This is a genomic window from Acidovorax sp. NN32, from assembly GCF_057597245.1.
On sequence record NZ_CP199679.1, the window covers coordinates 3624275 to 3648177 of the forward strand.

Annotated in this window: 22 protein-coding genes; 6 read left to right on the plus strand and 16 right to left on the minus strand. The window is 65.6% G+C overall.

Translation table 11 applies throughout. The annotated features are described in order from the left end of the window. Window positions 1–42: 42 nt before the first annotated feature. On the plus strand, window positions 43–1656 hold the full coding sequence (locus tag ACT89O_RS16740) for a methyl-accepting chemotaxis protein (RefSeq protein WP_233559230.1): 1614 nt from the start codon (window positions 43–45) through the stop codon (window positions 1654–1656). Between the two features lie 170 nt (window positions 1657–1826). On the opposite strand, the gene ACT89O_RS16745 is transcribed toward ACT89O_RS16740, so the two are convergent. From ACT89O_RS16745 to ACT89O_RS16755, 3 genes are all read right to left on the minus strand, one after another. After that, on the minus strand, window positions 1827–2864 hold the full coding sequence (locus ACT89O_RS16745) for a tripartite tricarboxylate transporter substrate binding protein (protein WP_487260633.1): 1038 nt from the start codon (window positions 2862–2864) through the stop codon (window positions 1827–1829). 81 nt (window positions 2865–2945) lie between these two features. After that, window positions 2946–4163 (minus strand): CaiB/BaiF CoA transferase family protein, encoded by a 1218-nt coding sequence (locus ACT89O_RS16750; protein ID WP_487260634.1) that lies wholly within the window; start codon window positions 4161–4163, stop codon window positions 2946–2948. 24 nt (window positions 4164–4187) lie between these two features. Beyond that, window positions 4188–5156, minus strand: coding sequence for a hydroxymethylglutaryl-CoA lyase (locus ACT89O_RS16755; protein WP_487260635.1), 969 nt, complete (start codon window positions 5154–5156; stop codon window positions 4188–4190). 122 nt (window positions 5157–5278) lie between these two features. Here ACT89O_RS16755 and ACT89O_RS16760 point away from each other — a divergent pair, with 122 nt between their 5' ends. From ACT89O_RS16760 to ACT89O_RS16770, 3 genes are all read left to right on the plus strand, one after another. Beyond that, a complete protein-coding gene (locus ACT89O_RS16760) occupies window positions 5279–6184 on the plus strand; it encodes a LysR family transcriptional regulator (protein WP_487260636.1) in 906 nt (301 codons plus the stop codon). A gap of 376 nt (window positions 6185–6560) precedes the next feature. Then, entirely contained in the window at window positions 6561–6869 is a 309-nt protein-coding gene (locus tag ACT89O_RS16765; RefSeq protein ID WP_010464095.1) for a winged helix-turn-helix transcriptional regulator, read from the plus strand. 150 nt (window positions 6870–7019) lie between these two features. Further along, window positions 7020–7379: an FKBP-type peptidyl-prolyl cis-trans isomerase gene (locus ACT89O_RS16770; RefSeq protein ID WP_055398683.1), complete on the plus strand. Its 360-nt coding sequence runs from the start codon at window positions 7020–7022 to the stop codon at window positions 7377–7379. A gap of 111 nt (window positions 7380–7490) precedes the next feature. Here ACT89O_RS16770 and ACT89O_RS16775 read toward each other — a convergent pair whose 3' ends face one another. The 4 genes from ACT89O_RS16775 to ppsA all read right to left on the minus strand — a co-directional run bounded on the left by ACT89O_RS16775 (window position 7491) and on the right by ppsA (window position 13059). Beyond that, a complete protein-coding gene (locus tag ACT89O_RS16775) occupies window positions 7491–7997 on the minus strand; it encodes a hypothetical protein (protein WP_228899626.1) in 507 nt (168 codons plus the stop codon). A 166-nt stretch (window positions 7998–8163) separates the two neighbouring features. Then, window positions 8164–10254, minus strand: coding sequence for a VC_2705 family sodium/solute symporter (locus ACT89O_RS16780; protein ID WP_436129676.1), 2091 nt, complete (start codon window positions 10252–10254; stop codon window positions 8164–8166). 2 nt (window positions 10255–10256) lie between these two features. After that, window positions 10257–10601: a DUF4212 domain-containing protein gene (locus tag ACT89O_RS16785; protein ID WP_055398688.1), complete on the minus strand. Its 345-nt coding sequence runs from the start codon at window positions 10599–10601 to the stop codon at window positions 10257–10259. A 67-nt stretch (window positions 10602–10668) separates the two neighbouring features. Beyond that, a complete protein-coding gene (gene ppsA, locus ACT89O_RS16790; RefSeq protein ID WP_487260637.1) occupies window positions 10669–13059 on the minus strand; it encodes a phosphoenolpyruvate synthase in 2391 nt (796 codons plus the stop codon). A gap of 264 nt (window positions 13060–13323) precedes the next feature. On the opposite strand from ppsA, the gene ppsR reads away from it, so the two are divergent. Continuing rightward, complete coding sequence (ppsR, locus tag ACT89O_RS16795) at window positions 13324–14145, plus strand: posphoenolpyruvate synthetase regulatory kinase/phosphorylase PpsR (protein ID WP_055398690.1); 822 nt, start codon at window positions 13324–13326, stop codon at window positions 14143–14145. Between the two features lie 171 nt (window positions 14146–14316). On the opposite strand, the gene ACT89O_RS16800 is transcribed toward ppsR, so the two are convergent. After that, a complete protein-coding gene (locus ACT89O_RS16800) occupies window positions 14317–15246 on the minus strand; it encodes a LysR family transcriptional regulator (RefSeq protein WP_218301816.1) in 930 nt (309 codons plus the stop codon). Window positions 15247–15355: 109 nt separating this feature from the next. On the opposite strand from ACT89O_RS16800, the gene ACT89O_RS16805 reads away from it, so the two are divergent. Beyond that, on the plus strand, window positions 15356–16342 hold the full coding sequence (locus ACT89O_RS16805) for a 2Fe-2S iron-sulfur cluster-binding protein (protein WP_487260638.1): 987 nt from the start codon (window positions 15356–15358) through the stop codon (window positions 16340–16342). Between the two features lie 178 nt (window positions 16343–16520). Here ACT89O_RS16805 and maiA read toward each other — a convergent pair whose 3' ends face one another. From maiA to ACT89O_RS16845, 8 genes are all read right to left on the minus strand, one after another. Beyond that, window positions 16521–17159, minus strand: coding sequence for a maleylacetoacetate isomerase (maiA, locus tag ACT89O_RS16810; RefSeq protein WP_487260639.1), 639 nt, complete (start codon window positions 17157–17159; stop codon window positions 16521–16523). A gap of 26 nt (window positions 17160–17185) precedes the next feature. After that, a complete protein-coding gene (locus ACT89O_RS16815; RefSeq protein ID WP_487260640.1) occupies window positions 17186–18187 on the minus strand; it encodes a Bug family tripartite tricarboxylate transporter substrate binding protein in 1002 nt (333 codons plus the stop codon). A 54-nt stretch (window positions 18188–18241) separates the two neighbouring features. After that, on the minus strand, window positions 18242–19366 hold the full coding sequence (locus ACT89O_RS16820) for a cupin domain-containing protein (RefSeq protein ID WP_487260641.1): 1125 nt from the start codon (window positions 19364–19366) through the stop codon (window positions 18242–18244). Window positions 19367–19396: 30 nt separating this feature from the next. After that, window positions 19397–20113, minus strand: a complete 717-nt coding sequence (locus tag ACT89O_RS16825) for a fumarylacetoacetate hydrolase family protein (RefSeq protein WP_487260642.1) — start codon at window positions 20111–20113, stop codon at window positions 19397–19399. 89 nt (window positions 20114–20202) lie between these two features. Continuing rightward, window positions 20203–21498, minus strand: coding sequence for an NAD(P)/FAD-dependent oxidoreductase (locus ACT89O_RS16830; RefSeq protein ID WP_487260643.1), 1296 nt, complete (start codon window positions 21496–21498; stop codon window positions 20203–20205). Between the two features lie 18 nt (window positions 21499–21516). Beyond that, a complete protein-coding gene (locus ACT89O_RS16835) occupies window positions 21517–21840 on the minus strand; it encodes a non-heme iron oxygenase ferredoxin subunit (RefSeq protein ID WP_121505893.1) in 324 nt (107 codons plus the stop codon). Window positions 21841–21849: 9 nt separating this feature from the next. Continuing rightward, the gene (locus ACT89O_RS16840) at window positions 21850–22323 is read right to left on the minus strand and encodes an aromatic-ring-hydroxylating dioxygenase subunit beta (RefSeq protein ID WP_395455466.1); all 474 of its coding nucleotides are present in this window, start codon (window positions 22321–22323) and stop codon (window positions 21850–21852) included. Between the two features lie 2 nt (window positions 22324–22325). Next, entirely contained in the window at window positions 22326–23651 is a 1326-nt protein-coding gene (locus tag ACT89O_RS16845; RefSeq protein WP_487260644.1) for an aromatic ring-hydroxylating dioxygenase subunit alpha, read from the minus strand. Window positions 23652–23903 lie beyond the last annotated feature (252 nt).

Consider the following 23903-nt stretch of genomic DNA (forward strand, 5'->3'; position numbering starts at 1 on the left):
GCAGCAAGATGGAAAACCGAGATCAACCTTGGGAGCTGACCGATGAAAATGTCCAACCACTCCATCGGCGCACGCATGGCCACCGCACTGGGCCTGGTGCTCGCGCTCCTGCTGGGCGCTGCCCTGTTCGGCATTGCGGCCCTGTACAGCAGCCTGGGCACCTACGAGACCACGGTGCAGGAACGCGTGGCCCAGGAACGTGCGGTGAGCCGCATGGAAAACGAGTTCAAGACCCAGGTGCAGGAGTGGAAGAACACCCTGTTGCGGGGTGAGGATTCGCGCAAGCGCGAACTGCACTGGGCAGCGTTCCAGGCCAGTGAAAAGCGGGTGGCCGACGCCGCCAAGGCGCTGGAGCCGCAACTGACCGATGCGCAGGAAAAGGCAGCGCTGCAGAAATTCACCCAAGCCCACGCGCAGATGGCACAGGGCTACCGCAAGGGTTTTGAGGTGTTCCAGTCGCTCGGTTTTGTGCCCTCTGCGGGTGACGCGGACGTGGCCGACATCGACCAGGGCCCGGCCAAGCTGCTCACCGCACTGAGCGAGCAGGTGGCCGCCAGCAGCGCGACCATTGCAGAGCAGGCGGCCCTGAGCGCGCGGCGTGCGCTCATCAGCAGCCTGGTAGCGCTGGCACTGGTCACGGCCCTGGGCGGCTGTGCGGGCTGGCTGCTCACACGCTCGGTAGTGCGCCCGCTGCGGGTGGCGGTCTCGGTGGCCAACAAGGTGGCGGCCGGCGATCTGACCACCACCATCGAGGTCGATGGCAAGGACGAACCCGCGCGGCTGCTGGAAGCCCTGCGCACCATGCAGGAGAACCTGGAAAACGTGGTGTCGGGAGTGCGCAGCAACGCTGAGGGCGTGGCCAGTGCCAGCGCCGAGATTGCCCAAGGCAATGTGGACCTGAGCATGCGTACCGAAGAGCAGGCCTCGTCGCTGGACGAAACCACCTCTTCGATGCAGCAGCTGCAGGCCACCGTGCAGCAAAACGCCTCCAACGCCCAACGTGCCAGCGAGCTGGCCAAGAGCGGCGCATCGGTGGCCCAGCGCGGTGGCGACGTGGTAACGCAGATGGTGACGGTGGTTCAGGGCATTCAAGACAGCTCACGCCGCATTTCCGACATCATCGGCGTCATCGACAGCATCGCGTTTCAGACCAACATCCTGGCGCTCAATGCTGCCGTGGAAGCAGCACGCGCCGGCGAGCAAGGACGCGGCTTTGCCGTGGTGGCCAGCGAGGTGCGCAACCTGGCCACCCGCAGTGCCAGCGCCGCGCGCGAGATCAAGGCGCTGATCCAGACCAGCGTGGAGCGCGTGCAGGCCGGCTCTGACCTCGCCCGGAACGCGGGCAGCACCATGGGTGAAGTCGTCTCGTCCATCCAAGGCGTGAGCGCGCTCATGGACGAAATCAGCCAGGCGAGCGCGGCCCAGACCTCCGACATGCTGCGCGTCACCCAGGCCATCGTGCGAATGGATGAAACCACCCAGCAAAACGCTGCCCTGGTGGAAGAAAGCGCCGCCGCCGCCGGCAGTCTGAGCGGCCAGGCCCGCCAGCTGGTGGAGGCCGTGGAGGTGTTCCGCCTGCGCCACCAGCAGCCGCAGCTTCAGAACCTTCACCACCACCCGGCAGGGCAGCGCGCCCTGACGGCACCGCAGGGTTGATGAATCGCTATAAAAAACATAGCTACCAGCGCTTGTCACATAAGCGCTAGCGTCCAAAAATATTCAAATTGCGGCTCGGCCGAGCGCAGCCTGACCCGGCAGACGACCTCATGCGGGGCGACGGCGCGTTACGCCCTTCGGGCAACCGCACCCCACACGGCAGCCCCGCGTCAATCCATCGTCACGTTGGCGTTTTTCACGACCTGCGCCATGCGCGCCACCTCAGATCGAAAGAACGCGGCTGCTGGCTCCGGAGGGGTGAGCTTGATTTCGTAGCCCTGGGCGATGAGCGCATCGCGCGCCTCGGGCATTTCCATCGCGGCTTTGAAGGCGGCATACAGGCGTTGCAGCTCGGCCTTGGGCAGGCCGGCAGGCCCCACCGGGGCGATCCAGCCGTCGAGCTCGTAGCCCGGCAAGCCCTGCTCCGCAATGGTGGGCACACCGGGCAACGACGGCACGCGGCTGGCCGTGGTCACGCCCAGGGCGCGCAACGCTCCCGACTTGATGTGCGCTGCCGCAGGCGCTACCGCCACCACGGCCAGCTGCACCTGGCCGCCCAGCACATCGTTCATGAGCGGGCCCATGCCCTTGTAGGGAATGTGCTGGATCGACACCTTGGCCTGGTCCACGAACATGGCTGCGGCCAGGTGCAGGATGGTGCCGTTGCCCGACGAGCCGTAGTTGAGGACGCCGGGTTTGGCCCTGGCCAGCGCGATCAGCTCCTGCACGGTCTTGACGGGCACCGAGGGGTGGGCCACCAGCACGAAGGGCGTGGCGCCAATGATGGTGATGGGCGTGATGTCGGCGAGCGAGTCGAACGGAATGTTCTTGTACACGCTGGGGTTGACCACGTGGTTGTTGGACACCACGCCGATCACCGAGCCGTCCTTGGGCGCCCGCACGATCTGCGTGGTGCCGGTGATGCCGCCCGCGCCCGGCAGGTTCTCGATGACCACGGGCTGGCCCAGCGCCTTGGCCAGGCTGGTGCTGATGGCACGGATGGCGCCGTCGGCCCCCGAGCCCGCCGACAGCGGCAGGATCACGCGCAGCGGCTTGCCATCACCCTGGGCACGGGCCAGGTGGGGCAGGCCCCAGGCCACAGCCCCCAGCGCGGCGGCGCCGGTGGCGAGGGCCTGGCGGCGCGTGAGCACGCTGCGAGCGGCAGGCGTGTCGTGGGGTGAAGCGGGGGCAGTGGTGGTGCGTGGCATGGGTTTGTCTCCGGTCGTGGTCAGGGAACCCTGGGCGGTGGTCTGCGCCACATTGCTATGCCCGGGGATGGTTTCAAAAAATCAGGCGATGGCCCCGGCGGCGTGCAACGCCGCCACCTCATCGGCCGTGTAGCCCAGGCCCTGCAGCAGCTCGGCCGTGTGCTGGCCCAGGCGGGGCGGGTCGCAGCGCACATCGAGCCGCTGGCCGTCCATACGCAGCGGCATCAGCGTGATCTGCGCGGTCTGCCCGGCACGTTCGCCATCGGGCAGCGTGATGTCGGCCAGTCCGCCCGTGGCTTGCAGGTGCGGGTCGTCAAACAGTTCTTCGGGCCGGCGGATGGGTGCAAACGGCAGGCCGTGGCGTTCGAAGATCGCGGCCAGTTCGTCGGCCGTGTGCTGCGCCAGCCGCTCGCGCAGCACGGGCATCAGCGTGGGGCGGGCGCGTACGCGGTCGTTGTTGGTGGCCAGGCCGGTGTCGGCCTTCAGGTCGGCATAGCCCATGGCATCGCAGAAGGTCTGCCACTGCGCATCGCTCACGGCGGCCAAAAAGATCTGCCCGCCGTCCTTCACGCTGAACACGTCGTACACGGCCCAGGACGAGATGCGGTCGGGCATGGGGGCCGCGGGTTTGCCGGTGACGGCGTACTGCATCATGTGCTGGCCGACCAGGAAGACGTTGTTCTCGAACAGGGCCGAGTCCACCTCCTGCCCCCGCCCGGTGATGCCGCGCTGCATCAGCGCCGCCATCGCGCCAATCGCGCCGAACATGCCACCCATGATGTCGTTCACGCTGCTGCCCGCGCGCAGCGGGTCGCCGGGGCGGCCGGTCATGTAGGCCAGGCCGCCCATCATCTGCACCACCTCGTCCAGCGCCGTGCGGTGCTCGTACGGGCCGGGCAAGAAGCCGGTGTGGTTGACATAGATAAGGCTCGGGTTGAGCTGGCTCAGCGCCGCGTAGTCCAGGCCGTATTTGGTCATCACGCCAGGCTTGAAGTTCTGCGCCACCACATCGGCCGACGCCGCGAGCTTGCGCGCCGCTGCCAGGCCGTCGGGGCTGCGCAGGTCGAGCGCAATGCTCTTCTTGTTGCGGTTGAACATGGGGAAGAAGCCTGCGCCCGCGCCCAGCAGGTGGCGGGTGCGGTCGCCATCCACGGGCTCGACCTTGATGACCTCGGCCCCCAGGTCGGCCAGCACCATGCCGCAGGTGGGGCCCATGACCATGTGGGTGAACTCCACCACGCGCAGGCCTTCGAGCGGCAGGCGGGGGGATGGTGGGGTGGCGGGTGTGTCGTCGTTCATGTTCAGGGCGTTCCGAAAAGGGGTTCAGGCGGTTGCTGCTTCGTGCAGCGCGGCAGGTGCGGCATTCTGCGGCAGCCCTGCCTGCCACAGCGTGCCATGCAGGGTCTCGCCCGCCAGCCATCCGGCCACGCGCTGGCGCAGTGCGAGCAGCGCAGTCACGTCGATGCCAGTGGCGATGCCCATGCGATCCAGCATGAACACCAGGTCTTCGGTGGTGACGTTGCCACTGGCGCCCGGCGCGTGCGGGCAGCCGCCAATGCCGGCCAGGCAGGCGTCAAAGCGGGTGATGCCCGCCTGCCAGGCGGCATAGACGTTGGCCAGGCCCATGCCGCGCGTGTCGTGGAAGTGCGCGCAGGCCAGGCGGTCGCCCACCAGCGCACGCGCTTTGCCAAACAGGCGGGCGACCGAGGCCGGGTCGGCATAGCCCACGGTGTCGGCCAGGCTCACGCGGTCGGCGCCCGCATCCAGCAGCGCTTGCATCAGGCGCAGCACCTCGCTCTCGGCCACCTCGCCCTGCAGGGTGCAGCCAAAGGCCGTACCCACGCCACCTTCGATCAGCGTGCGGCTGCTGCTGGCGTCGCGCAGTGATCGGATGCGCGCGACCTCGGCCACCACCTCGTCGGGGGTCTTGCGCAGGTTGGCCAGGCTGTGGGCGTGGCTGGCGGACAGGGGCACCACCACTAGGTCGGCACCACACTCCAGCGCGCGTCCGGCGCCTTTGTAGTTGGGCACGAGCACCGAGGCCACCAGGCCCGGCAGGGCTTTGGCGTGGGCCAGCACCTCGGCCGTATCGGCCAGCTGGGGCAGCAGCCGGGCGGGCACAAAGGAGCCGACCTCGATCTCGCGCTGGCCGGCGGCGTAGGCGGCGTTGAGCCATTCGATCTTGTGCGCGGTGGAGACCACGGTGGCAGTGCTTTGCAGGCCGTCGCGCAGACCCACTTCGCGCACGGTGGCACGCGCCGGGGTGGTGGAAGCGATAGAGGGGGTAAGCACTGCGTTGTCTCCGGCGGGTGGTGTTCTGCCGTCGATTCTAGAAATTCCCAACAGAATCAGAAAATACATTTTGGAAGCCATATGATTCCAAACAGGAAGATCAAACACCTGGAGACAAGCCCATGCGCGACCTGGACCTGCAGACCCTGCGCCTCTTTGCCGCCGTGTGCGAGCAGCGCAGCATCGCGCGCGTGGCCGAGCAGGAGTCCATCGTGGGCTCGGCCATCAGCAAGCGGCTGGCGCAGCTGGAAGACACGGTGGGCACGCCGCTGCTGCTGCGCAAACGCCGTGGCGTGGTGCCCACCCCGGCGGGCGAAACCCTGCTGGAGCACGCGCGCACCATGCTGGCCAGAGTGGGCCAGATTGAACGCGACATGGCGGCCTATGCCACCGGCACGCGGGGCCATGTGCGCATGCTGGTCACGGCCTCGGTGATGGCCGAATCACTGGCAGACGACGTGGCCGCTTTTCTGCAAGACCCGGCGCACCGCGACATCCAGGTAAGCCTGGAGGAGCGCGTGAGCCCGGACGTCGTACAGGGCATCCGTGACGGCAGTGCCTCCATCGGCATCTGCTGGGACGCGGCCGACCTGACAGGCCTGGAAACCTGCGGCTACCGTACCGACCACCTGGCCGTGGTGGCACATGCGCTGCACCCGGTGGCCCAGCACCAGAGCGTGCGTTTTGCCGACGTGCTGGACCATGAATTCGTCAGCATGCCCGCACTGAGCGCCGTGCAGGTGTTGCTGGCGCGCGCTGCGGCCGTGGAGGGAAAGATGCTGGCGCACCGGGTGCTGGTGTCCAACTTCGATGCGGCACTTCGGGTGGTGCGGGCCAACCTGGCCATCAGTGTCGTGCCGCGCGAAGTGGCCCTGCCTTTTGCCCAGACTGCGCCCATCCGGGTGGTTCCACTGAGCGACCCTTGGGCCCGACGGCGCTTCGCCATCTGTTACCGCAGCGCCCAGATGCTGGCCCCGGCCGCACAGTTGCTGGTCAGCCACCTGGCAGGGCTGGGCCGTCAGGAATGACCGTCTAGGAGCCTGTCAGGCTTGGCGAATGGACCGCAGCGGTCCATTTTTGGCTTCGCCGCTCTTCGAGAACACCGCCTTTTTTGCCCCATAGCCGGGCTATGGGGCTGCAAATCCGGCAAAAACTGTCCTCGCTGGGGCCAGTTTTCGCTTTCGACGCTCCAAGTCCTACAGGCTCCCAGAACCGTGGCCCTACCGCAACAGTTTGACTTGTAACACAGGTTTTTCGGGGTGTAGCGCATGTGTGGTGTGCGTTCTGAGCTACCAAACTTGTAGCAAAATGGGTTCCGCGCTATAGTCTCAGCGCATCACCGGGCCCGGCATTCGCCCACCCGAATGAATATTTGATCCAACACTTGCGCGAGGAGAAGCGTCCATGAGCTCCAAAGAAAATGCCGCCATCAACCAGTTGTTCGAGCGGCTCGAATGCCGTTACGCACTGCGCGTGCTGTGGGCCCTGAAGGACGGTCACCCCCAGACCTTCCGCCTGCTGCAGGACAGCGTGGGGGGCATCACCCCCAACACGCTCAACACCCGCATCAAGGAACTGCGCGAAGCCGGTTTTGTAGACCACGGCAGCGACGGCTACACCGTCACCCCCTCGGGCGCCGACCTGCTCAAGCGCCTGTCGGACGTGCAGGCCTTCGCCACCCGCTGGGTCGCTGGCCGCGCCAAAAAAGCCTGACGCCAAACCGCCCCCCCGCCCCACTCAGGGAAAAGCCCCGCCGGACCTCCGCGCGGGGCTTTCGTTAAAATAGGGGTCAAAAATGCTGCTAGCGCTTAACTATCAAGCGCCAATAGCTCTTTTTTTAATAGCAAACAAGGAATTTCACCCATGGCACTGACCACCACCGCATCCGGCCTGCAATACGAAGACACCACCGTGGGCGAAGGCGCCGAAGCCACCAAGGGCCAGAACGTGTCGGTGCACTACACCGGCTGGCTCTACAACAACGGCGAGCAAGGTGCCAAGTTCGACTCCAGCCGCGACCGCAACGACCCCTTCGAGTTCTCGCTGGGCGCGGGCATGGTCATCAAGGGCTGGGACGAAGGCGTGCAAGGCATGAAGATCGGTGGCCAGCGCACCTTGATCATTCCTGCCGCCCTCGGCTACGGCGCACGCGGCGCGGGCGGCGTGATTCCACCGAACGCCACGCTCAAGTTCGATGTGGAACTGCTCAAGGTCGGCCGCTGAGCACTGCGCCCTGTGACGCACCAAACACAAAGCGGCCTGGGGCCGCTTTTTTTGTGCCCGCACTTCACGCGTGAAACTGGTGCGCCTCTCGGGGGAGAGGATCCGGGGGCCTCAATCAAAAAGCGCTTCGTCCAGCCGCTTGAATTTGGCGTCACCCACCGCCTCGCGGATCTTGGGTGCCAGCGCCGCCAGATCCTCAAAGCTGCCCGCCCCTTCCACCGCCAGATTCAACCGGAACCCACGCAGCCCCAGCCCCGCTGTCAGTTCGGTGGCGATCGGGTAGGCCGCCTGGTAACGCTCCTTGGGTGAGCGCCCGGAGCCCTCCAGCGGCGACGCCACCGTCCCCAGATCGGTGGCAGGTGCAGGCTCTGCCGTCGCATCAGGCGGGGTGGCAAAAGCTGCAGGCAGAGACTGCCCCGGCAGCGGAGCCAGCAGTCCCTGCGCAATCATGGCCTGGACATCCTCCTGCGTGATCCCCATGGCTGCCGTGGCCGCCAGTATTTCGCCCGTAGAGCGCTTTCCGTCAAAAAGAATAAAAGCCGAGCGCTGGCGTGAGCTGAGGCTACCGCGCCGATCCTTGAGCGCTTCCTGCCCTGCCTGCGTTTTGACGAGAACCATGAATCTCCTTGAGCTGAACCATTGTGGTGTGACCGAAGCTCACCCCGACAGGTAAGCTTTTACGTCCCAGATTCTCACGTTTGCGCAGGCTTGGTAATCGGGGTTTACGCATAACCCATTAGCAGGCGCACGGGCAGGGCACTCCAGCCTGCCAACCCAAGTCCCCCTACATCTCGGACCGGATGCGCGGCAGCGCCGGGGCAGGCCGGGTCAGCCAGCTCACCACCACCGTCACCGCCAAGCCGGTGGGCACGCCAAACACCCCGGCCGAGACGGGCTGAATACCAAACCACAGCCCGTCTGCCAGCATCCAGCTGGGCAGCGCGCGCATGGCGGGCACATGCGACAGCAGGTAGTACACCGCCACGCCAAGCCCTGCCAGCATGCCCGCCACCGCCCCCTGCCGCGTGGTGCCGCGCCAGAAGATGCCCAGCACCATCACCGGCACAAAGGCCGAAGCCGCCAACGAGAACGACGCCGACACCATCGGCAGAATCTCAGAGGGTTTGAGCGCCGCTACAAATGCCGCCGACAGGGCCACGGACAGCAAGGCAAACTTGCTCAGAATCACACGCTGCTCCGGCGACGCCTGGCGCTTTGCGTCCTGAAAATACAGGTCGCGCACCAGGGCGTTGCTGATGGTGAGCAACAGCCCATCAGCGGTAGACAGCGCTGCCGCCAGCCCGCCAGCCGCCACCAGGCCCGAGACCACATAGGGCAAGCCCCCCAGCTCCGGCGTGGCCAACATGATGAGGTCGGCCCCCAGCCGGATCTCTCCAAACTGCACGATGCCGTCAGCGTTCACGTCTTCCACCGACAACAGCGAGCTGTCCACCCGCGCCCATTGGGCCATCCAGGTGGGCAAAGCCTCGAAACTGCTGCCCACCAGGTTTTGCATGACCTCGAATTTCACCAGCACCGCCAACGCGGGCGCACTCAAGTACAGCAAGGCGATGAAAAACAGCGACCACGCCACCGATGCCCGCGCCGCGGACACCGTGGGCGAGGTGTAGTAGCGCGTGAGCAGGTGCGGCAAGCCTGCCGTGCCCACCATCAGGCAGAACATGAGTGCCAGGAAGTTGCGGCGCGTCAGCTCGTAGTCGCGTTGCTCGTCGGGCGTGCCCTGCGGGTCACCCACATACGCCTGGCTGTGCAGGGGCAAGCCGCCCAGGGGGCGCGCACGTTCGTAGTTCTCGCGCATTTCGCGGGTCCAGCGTTCGCGCGCCGCTGCGGCATCGCGCGGCAGGGCCGCCAGCTCGCGGCTGGCCGTGACGATCAAACCTACATCAGCGTTCTGGGTGCGCAGCGCGCGAATGCGCTCCCGCCCTTTCTCGCGCTCCCGCTCCAGGGCGCCTTCCACATCACGCAGCCGCGCCTCAAAATCCTGGGCGCGCCGCAGGTAGGTCTGCACCACCTGATGCTCTGCGGGGGAATCGAGCAGCTGCGCTTCCAGGTCGGCGATCTTGCTGATCTGCGCGCCATAGACTGCGGGCGCCAACGGGTTGCCCAATTGTTTGTACGCCAGCCAGGACACCGGGATCAGGAACGCCAGCAGCACCACCACATACTGCGCCACCTGCGTCCAGGTGATGGCGCGCATGCCACCGAGGAAGGAGCACAGCAGCACCCCGCCCAGGCCCAGCATGATGCCGATCTCGAACTGCACACCGGTCAGGCGCGAAGCGATCAGCCCCACACCGTAAATCTGCGCCACCACATACGTGAACGAACAGAGCACCGCCGCCAGCGCCGCAATCACACGCGGCCACCGGCCGCCAAAACGCACATGGAAAAAATCGGGCACGGTGTACAGGCCCATGGCGCGCAGGTGCGGTGCGATCAGCATCGCCACCAGGCAAAAGCCTCCCGTCCACCCCAGCAGATAGGCCAGCCCCCCGGCCTGCCCCGGTGTGCCGGAAAAACCCTGCAGGTAAAGCGCCCCCGACAGACTGATGAACGATGCGGCACTCATCCAGTCTGCCGCTGCCGCCATGCCGTTGTACATGGGCGGAATGCGCCGACCCGCCACGTAGTATTCCTCGGGGTCGGTAGTACGGCCATAGACACCGATGCCCGCGTAGACCATCACCGTGAGGAACAGAAAAATCGGCCCGATCCAGTGCCGCGAAAGCCCCTGGTGCTCTGCCCAGGTCATCAGCGCCAGAAAGGCCAGCACCCCGGTCACATACAGCGCCAGGATGCGGTGCAACCGCCACAGATAGGCCCGATCGGTGTCGGAAGAATTGTTTTCAGCCATGGTCAGCCGTGGGGGCGGTCCGCGTCGTCCGAAAGGGCTGCGGCATCCGCTGCGAGGCGCTCCGCATCCTGCCGTTCGAAGCGGTTCATGGCCCAGCCATAGACCACCACAATGCCAATGAACACCAGCACTGCCCCCTGCGCCGCAATCCAGTAACCCAGGGGCCAACCGCCAAAGACCAGCACTTGCAGGTCCCGGGCGAAGTAGGTGGCACCAAACGACACCAGCGCCCATAGCAGCAGCAAGCCGGCCTTGAGCTTGAGGTGCCGCACATCGTGCAGATCGGGCGGGAACGGGCCCGCCATTTCGGCATCTGCAGAACGCCGGTGCTGCTGCGGGGGCTGCATCACAGGCACGGCATCAGGGACGCAGTGGCGGGTGGTGCAGTCGGCACATGGCAGCCCGGTCGGAGCGTCAGCCTGCCAGTTGCTGCCAAGTGGCGATCACGCTGTCGGGGTTGAGCGAGATCGACGAGATGCCTTCCTTGGCCAGCCACTGCGCAAAGTCAGGGTGGTCGCTGGGGCCCTGGCCGCAGATGCCGATGTATTTGCCCTGGGCCAGGCAGGCCTTGATGGCCTGATGAATCAGTGCTTCGACAGCGGGGTCGCGCTCATCAAAGTCCTGCGCCAGCAGCTCCAGGCCCGAATCACGGTCCAGGCCCAGCGTGAGCTGGGTCAGGTCGTTGGAGCCGATGGAGAAGCCGTCGAAGAACTCCAGGAAGCGCTCGGCCAGGATGGCGTTGCTGGGCACCTCGCACATCATGATGACCTTGAGGTCATCCTTGCCGCGCTGAAGGCCATGGGTGGCCAGCAGCTTGGTCACGCGCTCGGCCTGGCCCAGCGTGCGCACAAACGGCACCATCACCTGCACGTTGGTCAGGCCCATGTCGTTACGCACGCGCTTGAGCGCCTCGCACTCCATGGCAAAGGCTTCACCGAAGTCTTCGCTGATGTAGCGGGCTGCGCCACGGAAGCCGAGCATCGGGTTTTCTTCCTCGGGCTCGTAGCGGCTGCCGCCGATCAGCTTGCGGTATTCGTTGGACTTGAAGTCCGACAGGCGCACGATGACGGGCTTGGGCCAGAAGGCGGCGGCAATGGTGGCCACGCCTTCGGCGACCTTGTCCACATAGAACGCCCTGGGGCTGGCATGGCCACGGGCCACGGACTCCACGGCCTTCTTCAGGTCGGCATCGATCTGGGGGTAGTCCAGGATGGCCTTGGGGTGCACGCCAATGTTGTTGTTGATGATGAACTCCAGCCGGGCCAGGCCCACGCCTTCGTTGGGCAGCTGGCAGAAGTCAAAGGCCAGCTGGGGGTTGCCCACGTTCATCATGATCTTGGTCTTGATGGGGGGCATCGCGCCGCGCTGCACTTCGGTCACTTCGGTTTCAAGCAGGCCGTCATAGATCTTGCCCGTGTCGCCCTCGGAGCAGCTCACCGTGACCAGCGTGCCGTCCTTCAGCCGCTCGGTCGCGTCGCCGCAGCCGACCACGGCCGGGATGCCCAGCTCGCGCGCAATGATGGCGGCGTGGCAGGTGCGGCCGCCCCGGTTCGTGACGATGGCGCTGGCGCGCTTCATCACGGGTTCCCAGTTGGGGTCGGTCATGTCGGTCACGAGCACATCGCCGGGCTGGACCTTGTCCATCTCGGAAATGTTGTGCACCAGGCGCACCGGGCCGGTGCCGATCTTCTGGCCAATGGCGCGGCCCTCGGCCAGCACGGTGCCATGGCCCTTGAGCTTGTAGCGCAGCTCGGCCTGGCCCTTGGCCTGGCTCTTCACCGTCTCGGGGCGGGCCTGCAGGATGTAGAGGTGGCCGTCGGTGCCGTCCTTGCCCCACTCGATGTCCATGGGGCGGCCGTAGTGCTGCTCGATCACGAGCGCGTAGCGGGCCAGTTGCTCCACATCAGCGTCGGTCAGCGAGTAGCGGTTGCGCTGCTCGGTGGGCACGTCCACGGTCTTGACCAGCTTGCCGCTGGCGGCTTTTTCTTCCGCGCTGGAGAACACCATCTGGATCAGCTTGCTGCCCAGGTTGCGGCGGATCAGCGCCTTCTTGCCTGCCTGGAGCATGGGCTTGTGCACGTAGAACTCGTCGGGGTTCACGGCGCCCTGCACCACGGTTTCGCCCAGGCCGTAGCTACTGGTGATGAAGACCACGTCTTCAAAGCCGGATTCGGTGTCGATGGTGAACATCACGCCGGCAGCGCCCAGGTCGGAGCGCACCATGCGCTGCACACCGGCCGAAAGGGCCACCACATCGTGCTCGAAGCCCTTGTGCACACGGTAGGAAATGGCGCGGTCGTTGTACAGCGACGCGAACACTTCCTTCATCTTGTGCATGACTTCGTCGATGCCCACCACGTTCAGGAAGGTTTCCTGCTGGCCTGCAAACGAAGCGTCGGGCAGGTCCTCCGCCGTGGCCGACGAGCGCACGGCAAACGAGGCAGCGGGGTTGCCAGCACTCAGCTTGGCAAATTCATCGGCAATGGCCTTTTGCAGGTCGCCCGGGAAGGGCTGGGCCTCGACCATGGCACGGATTTCTGCACCCACTTGTGCAAGAGCGCGCACGTCTTCGGTATCCAGGCTCTTGAGCTTGGCGCTGATGCGGTCGGCCAGGCCGTCATAGGCCAGGAACTCGCGGAACGCGTGGGCGGTGGTGGCAAAGCCCGTGGGCACACGCACGCCCTGCGGCAGCTGGGAGATCATCTCGCCGAGGCTGGCGTTTTTACCGCCAACGACCTCGACATCGGTCATTCTCAGGTTTTCAAACGGTACGACCAGGGCGGTCGGGCTGAAAAGTGCAGACATGGGAAAGCTCCAGAAGTTGAAACCGGGTCTGCGTGCCGGGCCCTGGATGGCTCCTGGCAGGCGGCCATGCACGGCCTGAGGCTTTGTCGTTGTGGTTGTGGGCCGACGCGGTGCATGGTGAGAATTGGATAATTGTGACAATTGTAGGCCCGAGCATCTGGCAGCGGGCTGACGCTTTCACGCGACTTACGCAAATCGGGCAATCACCACTTCTTTGGGGTGGCAACCCGGCTGGCGCAAGCCGCATCCAAAAAAAGGGGCTCCATGCACTCGCGCACCGTATTTTTTGTCTCTGACGGCACCGGTATCACCGCCGAAACCTTCGGCAACGCCATCCTGGCCCAATTCGAGATGAAGCCGCGCCATGTGCGCCTGCCCTTCATCGACACCGTGGACAAGGCCCACCAGGCGGTGCGGCAAATCAACCACACCGGCGAGGTCGAGGGCAAAAAGCCCATCGTCTTCACCACGCTGGTCAACATGGAAGTGCTCAAGGTCATCCAGGACGGCTGCAAGGGCATGCTGCTCGATATGTTTGGCACCTTCGTCCACCCGCTGGAGCAGGAGCTGGGCATCAAGTCGCACCACCGTGTGGGCCGCTTCAGCGACGTGAGCCGCAGCAAGGAATACACCGACCGCATCGAAGCCATCAACTTCAGCCTGGCCCATGACGACGGCCAGAGCAACCGTGACCTGGCCGGTGCCGACGTGATCCTGGTGGGCGTGAGCCGCAGCGGCAAAACGCCCACCAGCCTGTACCTGGCCATGCAATGTGGCCTGAAAGCCGCCAACTACCCGCTGATCCCCGAGGATTTCGAGCGCCGCCAGCTGCCCCCGGCCCTGGTGCCGTTTCGCAGCAAGATCTTTGGCCTGACCATCAGCCCCGACCGCCTGGCCGAGATCCGCGCCGAGCGTCGCCCCAATTCGCGCTACGCCAGCCTGGAGAACTGCCGCATGGAGGTCTCCGAAGCCGAGGCCATGATGCGCCGCGCAGGCATCCGGTGGTTGTCCACCACCACCAAGTCGATTGAAGAGATTGCGACGACCATCCTGCAGGAGATTCGGCCGGAGAGGCTGGTGTATTGAGCAGCGTTGCATGGCAAGTACGACCCAACCTCCCTCGGGGGCCATGGCGGATTCATGCAAAAACAGGCTCTACCGCCCTACTGACAAGCGCAACACGCTATAAATAATATAGCAATGTTCTCACAGGACCGGTGGTGCAGTCTGGCTTGCGCCGCAAGCCCCGCCCACCGATCACGGCAAACCACCCCCAGCGGGGCCATCGCCCCCAAACAATTCAAACACCATGCTGCGCAGCCATTGGTTCACCGGCTCGCGGTGCACCTTGGCATGCCAAAACACGCTGATGGGCGCGTCAGGCAGTTTGACGGGGTGCGTGCGCAGCACCAGGCCAAAGGGCTCGACCAGCTTGAGCGCCAGCCGCTCGGGCACCGTCGCCACCAGCGCCGTGCTTTGGAGGATGTGGCCCACGCTCACAAAGTGCGGCACGCTCAGCCGCACCAGGCGGTCGATGCCGGCCTTCTGGATCAATTCATCCACCTTGCCGTGCCCCGTGCCCGCCGACACGATCACCAGATGCTCTGCCGCCTTGTAGTCCGACAGCAGCAGCTTGGGCCGGTCCAGCGCATGGCCCTTGCGGAACAGGCACACATAACGCTGGCGGAACAAGCGCCGCTGGAAAAATCCCGCTTTCAGCTGCGGCAGCAGGCCGATGGCCAAGTCCACCTTGCCAGCCTCCATGTCTTCGCGCAGATGGGCCGCGTTGTTGCGCACGGTGTTCAGCGTGACGCCCGGCGCCTCCCGCCCCAGGCGCTCCAGCAGCGCGGGCAGAAAGACGATCTCGCCAATGTCTGTCATGCCGATGGTGATGGTGCGCTTGAGCGTTGCGGGCGTGAACTGTGTGCGCTGGTTCAGCCCGCTGTGGATCATGCCCAGCGCATAGCCCACGGATTCGCCCAGTTGCTCGGCAAAAGGCGTGGGCACCATGCCGCCCGAGGTGCGCAAGAACAACTCGTCTCCAAAAATGCGCCGAAGCTTGGCCAGCGCGTTGCTGACCGCAGGCTGAGTCAGCCCCAGGTTGTCGGCCACCTTCGACACGCGCCGTTCGACCATGAGTTGCTGAAACAGCACCAGCAGGTTCAGGTCGATATCCGATAGCTCCATCGCTACTCCATCAGCTCGGGTGATATGAAGTGCAAATGGTATTGCAGCTGGGAATGCAGCCAACCATTCATCGGCACAATCGCCCGCATGACCTTGAACGCCGCCCGCCATGGACATCCTCGTTCAGCCGCTTAACCGCGTGATCCGCGCCGAGCCCGGCGTGAACCTGCTCGACGCCCTGCGCGCGGCGCAGGTTCCGATGTCGTATTCATGCCTGTCGGGCCGCTGCGGCATCTGCCGCTGCCGGGTGCTGTCTGGTGAGGTGCTCGATGGCGGGCGCGAGCAGCAGCGCCCGTTGGACGGCGTGGACGGTGCCGTGCTGGCTTGCCAGACCTATGTGACCGAGCCCTGCACCATCGAAGTGCCCGCCCCCGGCGAAGCCGTGGTGCACCGTGCGCGCGTGGCCAAGGCCACCGTGGTGGCCATCGAACCACTGGCGGCAGACATCCGGCGCCTGCTGCTCAAGGTGGCAAAACCGATTGCGTTTTCGCCAGGCCAGTACGTGCAGCTGGGGTTCACGCCGACGCATGTGCGCCCCTACTCCATGGCAAACCTGCCGGGCGAACCGCTGCTGGAGTTCCACATACAGCTCATGCCCCAGGGCCGGGTCAGCGGCTACATCGCCGGGCAGCTGAAGGTGGGGGACAAGGTCAAGGTCAGTGGGCCGCTGGGTGCGGCGTATCTGCGCCAGCAGCACACGGGGCCCATGCTGTGCGTGGCTGGGGGCACCGGGCTGGCATCGGTGCTGTCGGTGGTGCGCGGCGCAGTGGCTGCCGGAATGCGCAACCCCATTCACCTGTACTTCGGCCTGCGCTCGCCGCGCGAGCTGTATGGCCTGGCGTGGCTGGACCATCTGCGCAGCCTGCACCCGGCGCTGCAGGTGCATGTGGTGATGGCCTCGGGCGCCGACACTGCCACGCAGCGGCGCGGGCTGGTGACCCAGGCCATCGAGCAGGACCACGCCAGCCTGCAAGGCTGGCAGGCGTATCTGTGCGGATCGCCGCCGATGGTGGAGACCACCACACTGCTGGCGCTGGGCAAAGGCCTGGAGGCGGCTCACCTCCATGCCGAGGCTTTTTACATGCAGGGCGACTGATTCCGTCTCCAAATCATCCGTGTCGTTGTTGCTTCGCCTTGCCGTGCTACAGCACTGTCTGCAGCTTCGCGCCTAGACACGAATGATTTGGAAACGGAATGAGGTTCTTGGAGTCGTCTGAATCCATTTGAACCGCTCACTCAGCGCGGTCGAAGCGCCGCGAGGGGCTTCGGCAGGCTCAGCCCGCATCCGGCTGCGCGCTGGGCGCCGCCTTGCGGAACGCATCCAGTTGCGCGCAGGCTGTGTCCACCGCCTGCACCAGCGGCCAGCGCGACAAGTCCACCTTGAAGCGGCGCGCGCTCTCCACCTGCGGAACCAGGTACACATCGGCCAGCGTGGGGGTGCTGCCAAAGCAGAAGTCACCGCGCTGCGGGTCCTTCGACAACAGCGCCTCGATGGCGTCAAAGCCCGCGCTGATCCAGGTGCCGCACCAATCGTTCACGACAGCCTCGTCGGCACCGAAGCGGTGGCGCAGCGCCTCCAGAATGCGGCGGTTGTTGATGGGATGGATGTCGCAGCCCACGATGGCCGCCAGGGCGCGCACCTGGGCGCGATCGCCTGCATCGGCGGGCAGCAGCGGTGGGGTGGGATAGCGCTCTTCGAGCCACTCGATGATGGCGGGCGACTGGATCATGAGGCGCTCGTCGGCCTCCAGCACGGGCACCAACTGCTGCGGGTTGATGGCCTTGAAGGCATCGCCCAGATGCTCCTCACGCCGCAAGTCGACCGCAATCTGCTCGTAGGCCAGCCCCTTGAGGTTGAGCGCAATGCGCAAGCGGTGGGAGGTTCCGCTGCGGAAGAAGGAATAGAGCTTCATGGTCAGTCTCTGTGTCAGTCCCTGTGTCAGTCCAGGGCAATCTTGGCGCGCTTGACGACTTCACCAAACGTGCGCGAATCGCGTTCGATGGCCTTGGTGAGTTCGGCGGGCGGGCCAATGTAGGGCTCAAACCCGAAGGTCGCCAGGCGCTCCTTGACCTCTGAAGTGGCCAGCACCTTGCCCACGTCGGCATTGATCTTCTCGATGGCTGCCTTAGGCGTGCCTGCGGGCGCAAACAGGCCCACCCATGTCTTCACTTCAAACCCGGCCGGGCCGCCCGCTTCGCCCATGGTCGGAATGTCGGTGAAGCCCGCCAGACGCTGGGGTGCGGCCAGGGCCAGAAACTTCACCTTCTTGGCCTGGTACATCGGTCCGGCCGTCGCCGCCGTGCCAAACGCCCACTTGATGTCGCCCGTGGCCACCGAGGTGTAGACGCTGCCCATGTCCTTGTACGGCACATGCATCATCTTCGTGCCCGTTGCTGCCTCCAGACTCGCCGCGCCCACATGGGCCACGCTGCCGATGCCCCAGGAGCCGTAGGTGATGTCGCCTGGCGCCGCCTTGGCCGCCTTGATCAGATCGCCCACATCCTTCCAGGGCGAGTTGGCCGCCACCACCACAAAGAAGTTCGTGAAATACACCGGAGCGACTGGCTCGAAATCTTTGGTCGGGTCATAGGGCAGTTGCTTGAACACATGCGGCTGCAGGGCCATGTGCGTGTTGTCCACCTGCAGCAGCGTGTAGCCGTCTGGCATTGCACGCTTGGCATCGCCGATGGCGATGAAACCGTTGGCACCCGGCTTGTTGTCAATGACGAGTTGCTGCCCCCAATTGCGCGACAAGCGCTCGCTGAGGATGCGCATCACCGCATCGGGGCCGCTGCCGGGCGAATACGGCGCGACGGAGCGGACGGGCTTGGCAGGGAAGGTCTGCGCCACGGCGTTGGGCACGCTCGCGGCGGCCACAAGGGCCAGCGCGCAAAGCGCCAGGGCAGGTCTCAAAATCTGTGAACGAATGGCGGTCAGCATGGGGGGTGTCTCCTTGGTTTAATGAAGGCCGAATCTGGCTTGGTAAGTGATGGATCAAACAGTGACTTGCACACGGTGGCTGTGCAGCGCCTCAAAAATCGGCGCGTCGCTGAAGCGGAACAGGTCGAGTGCGCCAGCAGCAGATGCCTGGGCCGAGAACGGTTGCCACGACGGCACCACAAACAAGTCGCCCCGCGCCACCTGCCAGGTGCGCTCACCCACCGTGACGGTGCCGCTGCCGTCAAACACCTGGAACACGGACGAACCCACCTCGCGGTGCACCCGCGTTGCACCGCCCGCGCGCACGCGGTGCATTTCGGTCCGCATCGTGGGCAACACATCGGCGCCGGTGGTGGGGTTGGTAAAGCGCACCGCTGCATGCCCGGGGCTCAGCGTGCCCGCCTGGCCTTCGTCTTCCAGCGCCAGCTGATCGGCCAGCGCACGGTCGGTATCCACCCAGCGGTAGGCCAGCAGGGGCGTGGCGGGCTGCGCCTGCACCATCGACACCGGGCGCAGGCCCGGGTGGCCCCACAGCCTTTCGGAATAAGAACGCTCGGCGGTGGTGCGCTCGGCGGGCGGGAGCTTCTCGCGCCCCACTTCAAAAAACTGGCTCTCGGTGTAGTACGAGAACGGAATGTCCAGGCCGTCGATCCAGGCCATGGGCTCGGTGGCAGCGTTGTGGTGGGCATGCCAGTTCCAGCCGGCCTGGGGCAAAAAGTCGCCCCGCGACATGCGCACGGCATCGCCATTCACCACGGTCCAGACGCCCTCGCCTTCCACCACAAAACGGAACGCGTGCTGCGTGTGCCGGTGCTCGGGGGCGTCTTCGCCGGGCATCAGGTACTGAATGGCGGCCCACAGCGTGGGCGTGGCAAAGGGGCGCCCGCCAAGCGCCGGGTTGGCCAGCGCAATCGCACGGCGCTCCCCGCCACGGCCCACGGGCACGATGGCGCCCGCCTGTGCGGCCAGGGCCTTCAAGCGGTCCCAGCGCCACAAGTGCGGCACGGCCTTGGATTGGGGCTGGCGGGGCATCAGGTCGCCAATCTGCGTCCACAGCGGCACCAGCAGCTCTTGCTCAAAGCCCCGGTACAGCTGCTCCAGCTCGGGCGTCGGCTCGGGCTGGCCTTTGCCCGCAACGGCGTGCAGCCGCACGGGGGAAGGCGTGAGGTCGGTGGTCATGGTGGGTTGTCTCCTGGATGTGGTTTTTTCTTATTCCGCCGGGCCAACGTGGAGCGCGATGCTGCCCACGCCTTCAATGTGGCCTTCAATGCGGTCGCCTGCCAGCACGGGGCCTACGCCCTCGGGCGTGCCGGTAAAGATCAGGTCACCCGGCTGCAGGTGGTAGAACTTGGACAGGTCGGCAACCAGCTCGGGGATGTTCCAGATCAGCTTGGACAGGTCGGACTTCTGGCGCACAGCGCCATTGACCGACAGCTCCAGGTCGCCCTGGCCCAGCACCACCTGCGGCATGGGCACGATCTCGGAGACCACGGACGACTGCTCCACATCCTTGCCCAGGTCCCAAGGCCGGCCCTTGTCGCGCGCCACCAGCTGCAGGTCGCGGCGCGTCATGTCCAGGCCACAGGCATAGCCATAGACAAGGCGGGGCGCATCCGCCTCGCTCACACGAAAGCCGGGCGCACCAATGGCCAGCACCAGTTCCATTTCGTGGTGGTAGTTCTGCGTGCCGGGTGGGTAGGCCACGGTCGCGCCAGACTCGACCAGCGTGGACGGTGCCTTGGTGAAATAGAACGGCACCTCCACCGCCTTGTCCACCGGGCGCCCCATCTCGACCGCATGCGCGTGGTAGTTGCGGCCCACAAAGAACAGCCGGTGGATGGGCAGGCGCTCGCTGCGGCCACGCACAGGCAGCGAATAGACGGGGGGCGGGGTCCAGAGGTAAGTGGTTGACGTGGTTGCGGTCATCGGTGGTTTCCTTAGCGGGTTGTCGTGTTCGGTTCTGGTGGGCTTGGGTGGGGGTGCGGGCCTCGGTGCTGCGCGGCATCCAGTTGGGTTCACAGCTTTGCCATCGGCGTGTTCAGGTCTGCCAGCCGCTCGGCATTCACCGGCTTGCGCTGCTCGATCAGCCTGCGGGCAAACCGCAGGTCACGCGCTGCGTTGGCCCCTACGGCGGCCTGCACCACATCGCCAGCCAGGTAGAACAGCACAAAGCTGCCGCTGGCCGGGTCGCCGCGCTGCACCACGCGGTGCGCAGGCGTGGGCATGCCGTAGATCTGCAGGTTCATGCCGTACTGGTCGGACCAGAACCACGGCAGCGGCTGGTAGTCCACCGCCTGGCCCAGGGCCGAGCGCGCAGCGGCCATGCCCTGCTCCTGCGCGTTCTGCCACGACTCCAGCCGCAGGCTCCGGCCCGCCCAGGGATTGGGTGCCACGGCCACATCGCCTGCGGCCAGGATGTGGGGGTCGGACGTTCGGCATTGGGCATCGACCAGCACGCCACCTTCGCAAGCCAGGCCCGCCGCACGCGCCAGCTCGTCGTTGGGCACCAGGCCAACGCCCAGCACGATGGTGTCGCACGCCAGCGCGCTGCCATCGGCCAGCAAGACCTCCGAACGAATATCTGCGCCGTCTGCGCCATCCGCAGCGCGGGCAAAGCCCCGCACACCCGCGCCCAGCAGCACGCGCACGCCCTGGGCGCGGTGCAGCGCCAACAGATACGCCGACACCTCGGCGGGCACGGTGCGTTCACACAAGCGGCTTTGCGTCTCCACCACCACCACTTCCGCGCCCTGCTGGCGTGCGGTGGCCGCCACCTCCAGGCCGATCCAGCCACCGCCCACCACCACCACGCTGCGGCCAGGCCGAAGGGCCGGGGCCAGCGCCTGCGCATCTTCAATGGTGCGCAGCGTGTGCAGCGGCACCTGGTCTGCGCCCGGCACGGCAAGCCGCCGGGCGCGCCCCCCGGTGCACAGGATGAGCTTGTCGTAGGGCTGCGCTGCGCCATCGGACAGCAGCACCTGCTTGGCAGCACGGTCAATACGGCGCACCTGCACGCCGGGGTGCCATTGCACCGCCAGGGCGTCAAAGGCCTCGGGCTTCATGAGGCGCGTGGTCTCTGGCGCGGCAGCGCCCGATAGCACCGCCTTCGACAGCGGTGGCCGTTCGTGCGGCGGATGGGCTTCGTCACCGATCAGCACCACGCGGCCCGCAAAGCCTTCGCTGCGCAGCGCCTGCGCCGCCCAGCCACCTGCCTGGCCCGCACCGACGATCACGATGGTGGAAGCCTGGTGGGCGTTAGCGCCTTCATGCGGCAATGCGGCGGCCTCGACCTCAGGTCGTTCGGCAGTCATGGGGGCTCCTTGAGAGGTTCAGTCCAGGGCCAGCCACACGCGGCCGCCCTCGATCTTCACGGGGTAGCTGCGCAGCGGCTCGGTCACCGGCGCACAGGTGGGTTTGCCGTTGCGCACGTCAAACTTGCCTTGGTGCAGCGGGCATTCGATCTCGTGCCCTTCCAGAAACCCATCGCACAGGCGCGCATGGCCGTGGGTGCAAATGTTGTCGGTGGCAAACACCTCGCCGCCCACGCCATACAGCGCAATGTCGCGCCCGGCCACGGCCAGGCCGATCACGTCATCCTCGGGCACATCGCCGTGCGCGGCGGCGTCAATCCAGTTCGTCGTCATCGTCGTCATGGCGGCTCCTCAGATGGGGTAGATCAGCGAGTTGGGGATCATCTCGCTGTCGTAGATAACGAGGCGCGACGCGAATTTCAGGCCCTCGGGCGTGGGCACCACTTCATCCAGCGTGCGCCCCACGTTGAACACCGTCGACTCCTTCGACAGGCGCGTGCGCAGCACTGCATAGTTGGCCTCGCAGTGGATGCGGCCATCGGCATCCACCTTGTGCACCAGCGGCGCACCCACCACATGGCGCTGGTAATAGGGGTCGTGGAACAGCGTCTCGCGGATACCGTAAACGCGGTCTTTCAGCATGCCCTTGCTGTCAAACGCCAGTGTGGCCAGCGGAAACCCGCGCTCGTGGTTCTCGCGCGGCTGCAGCTTGTACACACAGTGGTCGATAAAAAATTCAGGCCACGCCTCCCAGTCCGCCGCGTCGAGTGCGCGGGCATAGCGGGCGTAGAGCTGGTTCAGTTCGAAGTAGGTCTGGAAGTCCATGGTCAAGCCTCCGCCTCCATCACCTTGCGCCAGTATTCGTACATGCCCCGGATCAGCGTCTCGGTCACCATGTGGTCTGTGTCGCCTACCTCGCGCCCGCCCAGTTCGGCCAGCGTGCGGTGCGCGGGCTTGGTCTCAAAACCTTCTTGCGACCACTCGATCACCTCTCCATCGTCGGCCGACACAAAGCCCGCCGGGCCGAACAGATTGGCCTGGCGCAGGCGGCGCTGCGTCATTGCTTCGCTGTCGTCTTCAAAGCCAAAGTGCGTCCACACAAAATCAAAAGCCCCCTTGCCATCCGGCTGGATGTGGCGCGTGGACACGCTGTTGACCTGCTGCTGAAAGATCACGCTAGGGAACACGGTCATCATCACCGCCGTGGGCACCGACGCCCCCGCGCTCGGCGCCGCAGCGCCCTCCCCGCTGGCGGCGGGGGCCGGGCCCGCCCACCAGTCCTCCTGCGCAATGTCCAAAAAGCGTGGGTCGTGCAACTCCATGCCCGCCTTGAAGCTGGACACCTGCGTCACATCCGCCGCCTTGCCCGCCGCACCGCGTGTGGACACCATGGCCGCGTGGCGGTGCTGCGCATCCATCAGCAGTTGCGACTTGTTGTCTGCACGCCAGAGCCCAAAGGTAACGAACCATGTGTGCAGCAGGCCGGGGTGGTACGGGTCCTTGATGTTCTCTTGCATCAGCTTCCAGTTGCCCGGAATGCGCTGGCGGTTGTAGCCCAGGATGGTGAGCTTGCGGCCATTGAACAGCCGGTCAAAGTAGCCCAGGATGGTGGGGCCCAAAAAGTCTTCCAGCGGCTCCACGCTGTGGTCAAACGACGCAAACACCACGCCGCCACGGGTGGCCACCTTGAGCTTGTTCAGCCCATGCTCTGCCGGGTTGAAATCCGCAGGCATGCCGCCATTGACCTTGCCATCCTGCTTCACGCCACGCCGAAACGGCACGCCCTGCAAGTCACCCGACAGGGTGTAGTTCCACTGGTGGTACGGGCAGGTCAGGCTCTCGCGGTTGCCATGCCGCTCGCGGCAAAACGCCATGCCACGGTGGGCGCAGACGTTTTCCACCACATGGATCGAAGCGTCCTTGTCACGCACCAGCAGCACCGAACGCTCGCCAATCACCGTGCGCTTGAAATCCCCCGCGTTGGGAATCTCCGCCTCCAGGCCGACATAACACCAGTGCCCGTTGTAGAACAAACGGTCCAGCTCCCTGCGGTACAGCGCCTCATCCGTATAGGCCTGAAAGGGAATGCGGCTGGTGCCATCCGTCTCCCAGCGGATCTGCTGCGGGAACACAGTCACGGGGCATTCATGCATGGGCGTCTCCTTTGTTTTTTGTCATTGCCAATCAATCAGTCGATCCATCGATCCATCAGTCTTTCGGGGCCGGTGCGGATGCACCCAGCGCCTGGGAACCGATCATTCGCGCTGGAGCAATATCAGTCAATGGAACGCTGGTGATATTTCACATCACTCAGGTGAATATGACTTTGACGGCGGTGTAGGAGATTGCTGCGCTATGCGGCGGTGCAAGGCGCGCAAGGCCACGCTGCATGCGGGTGGCATGAG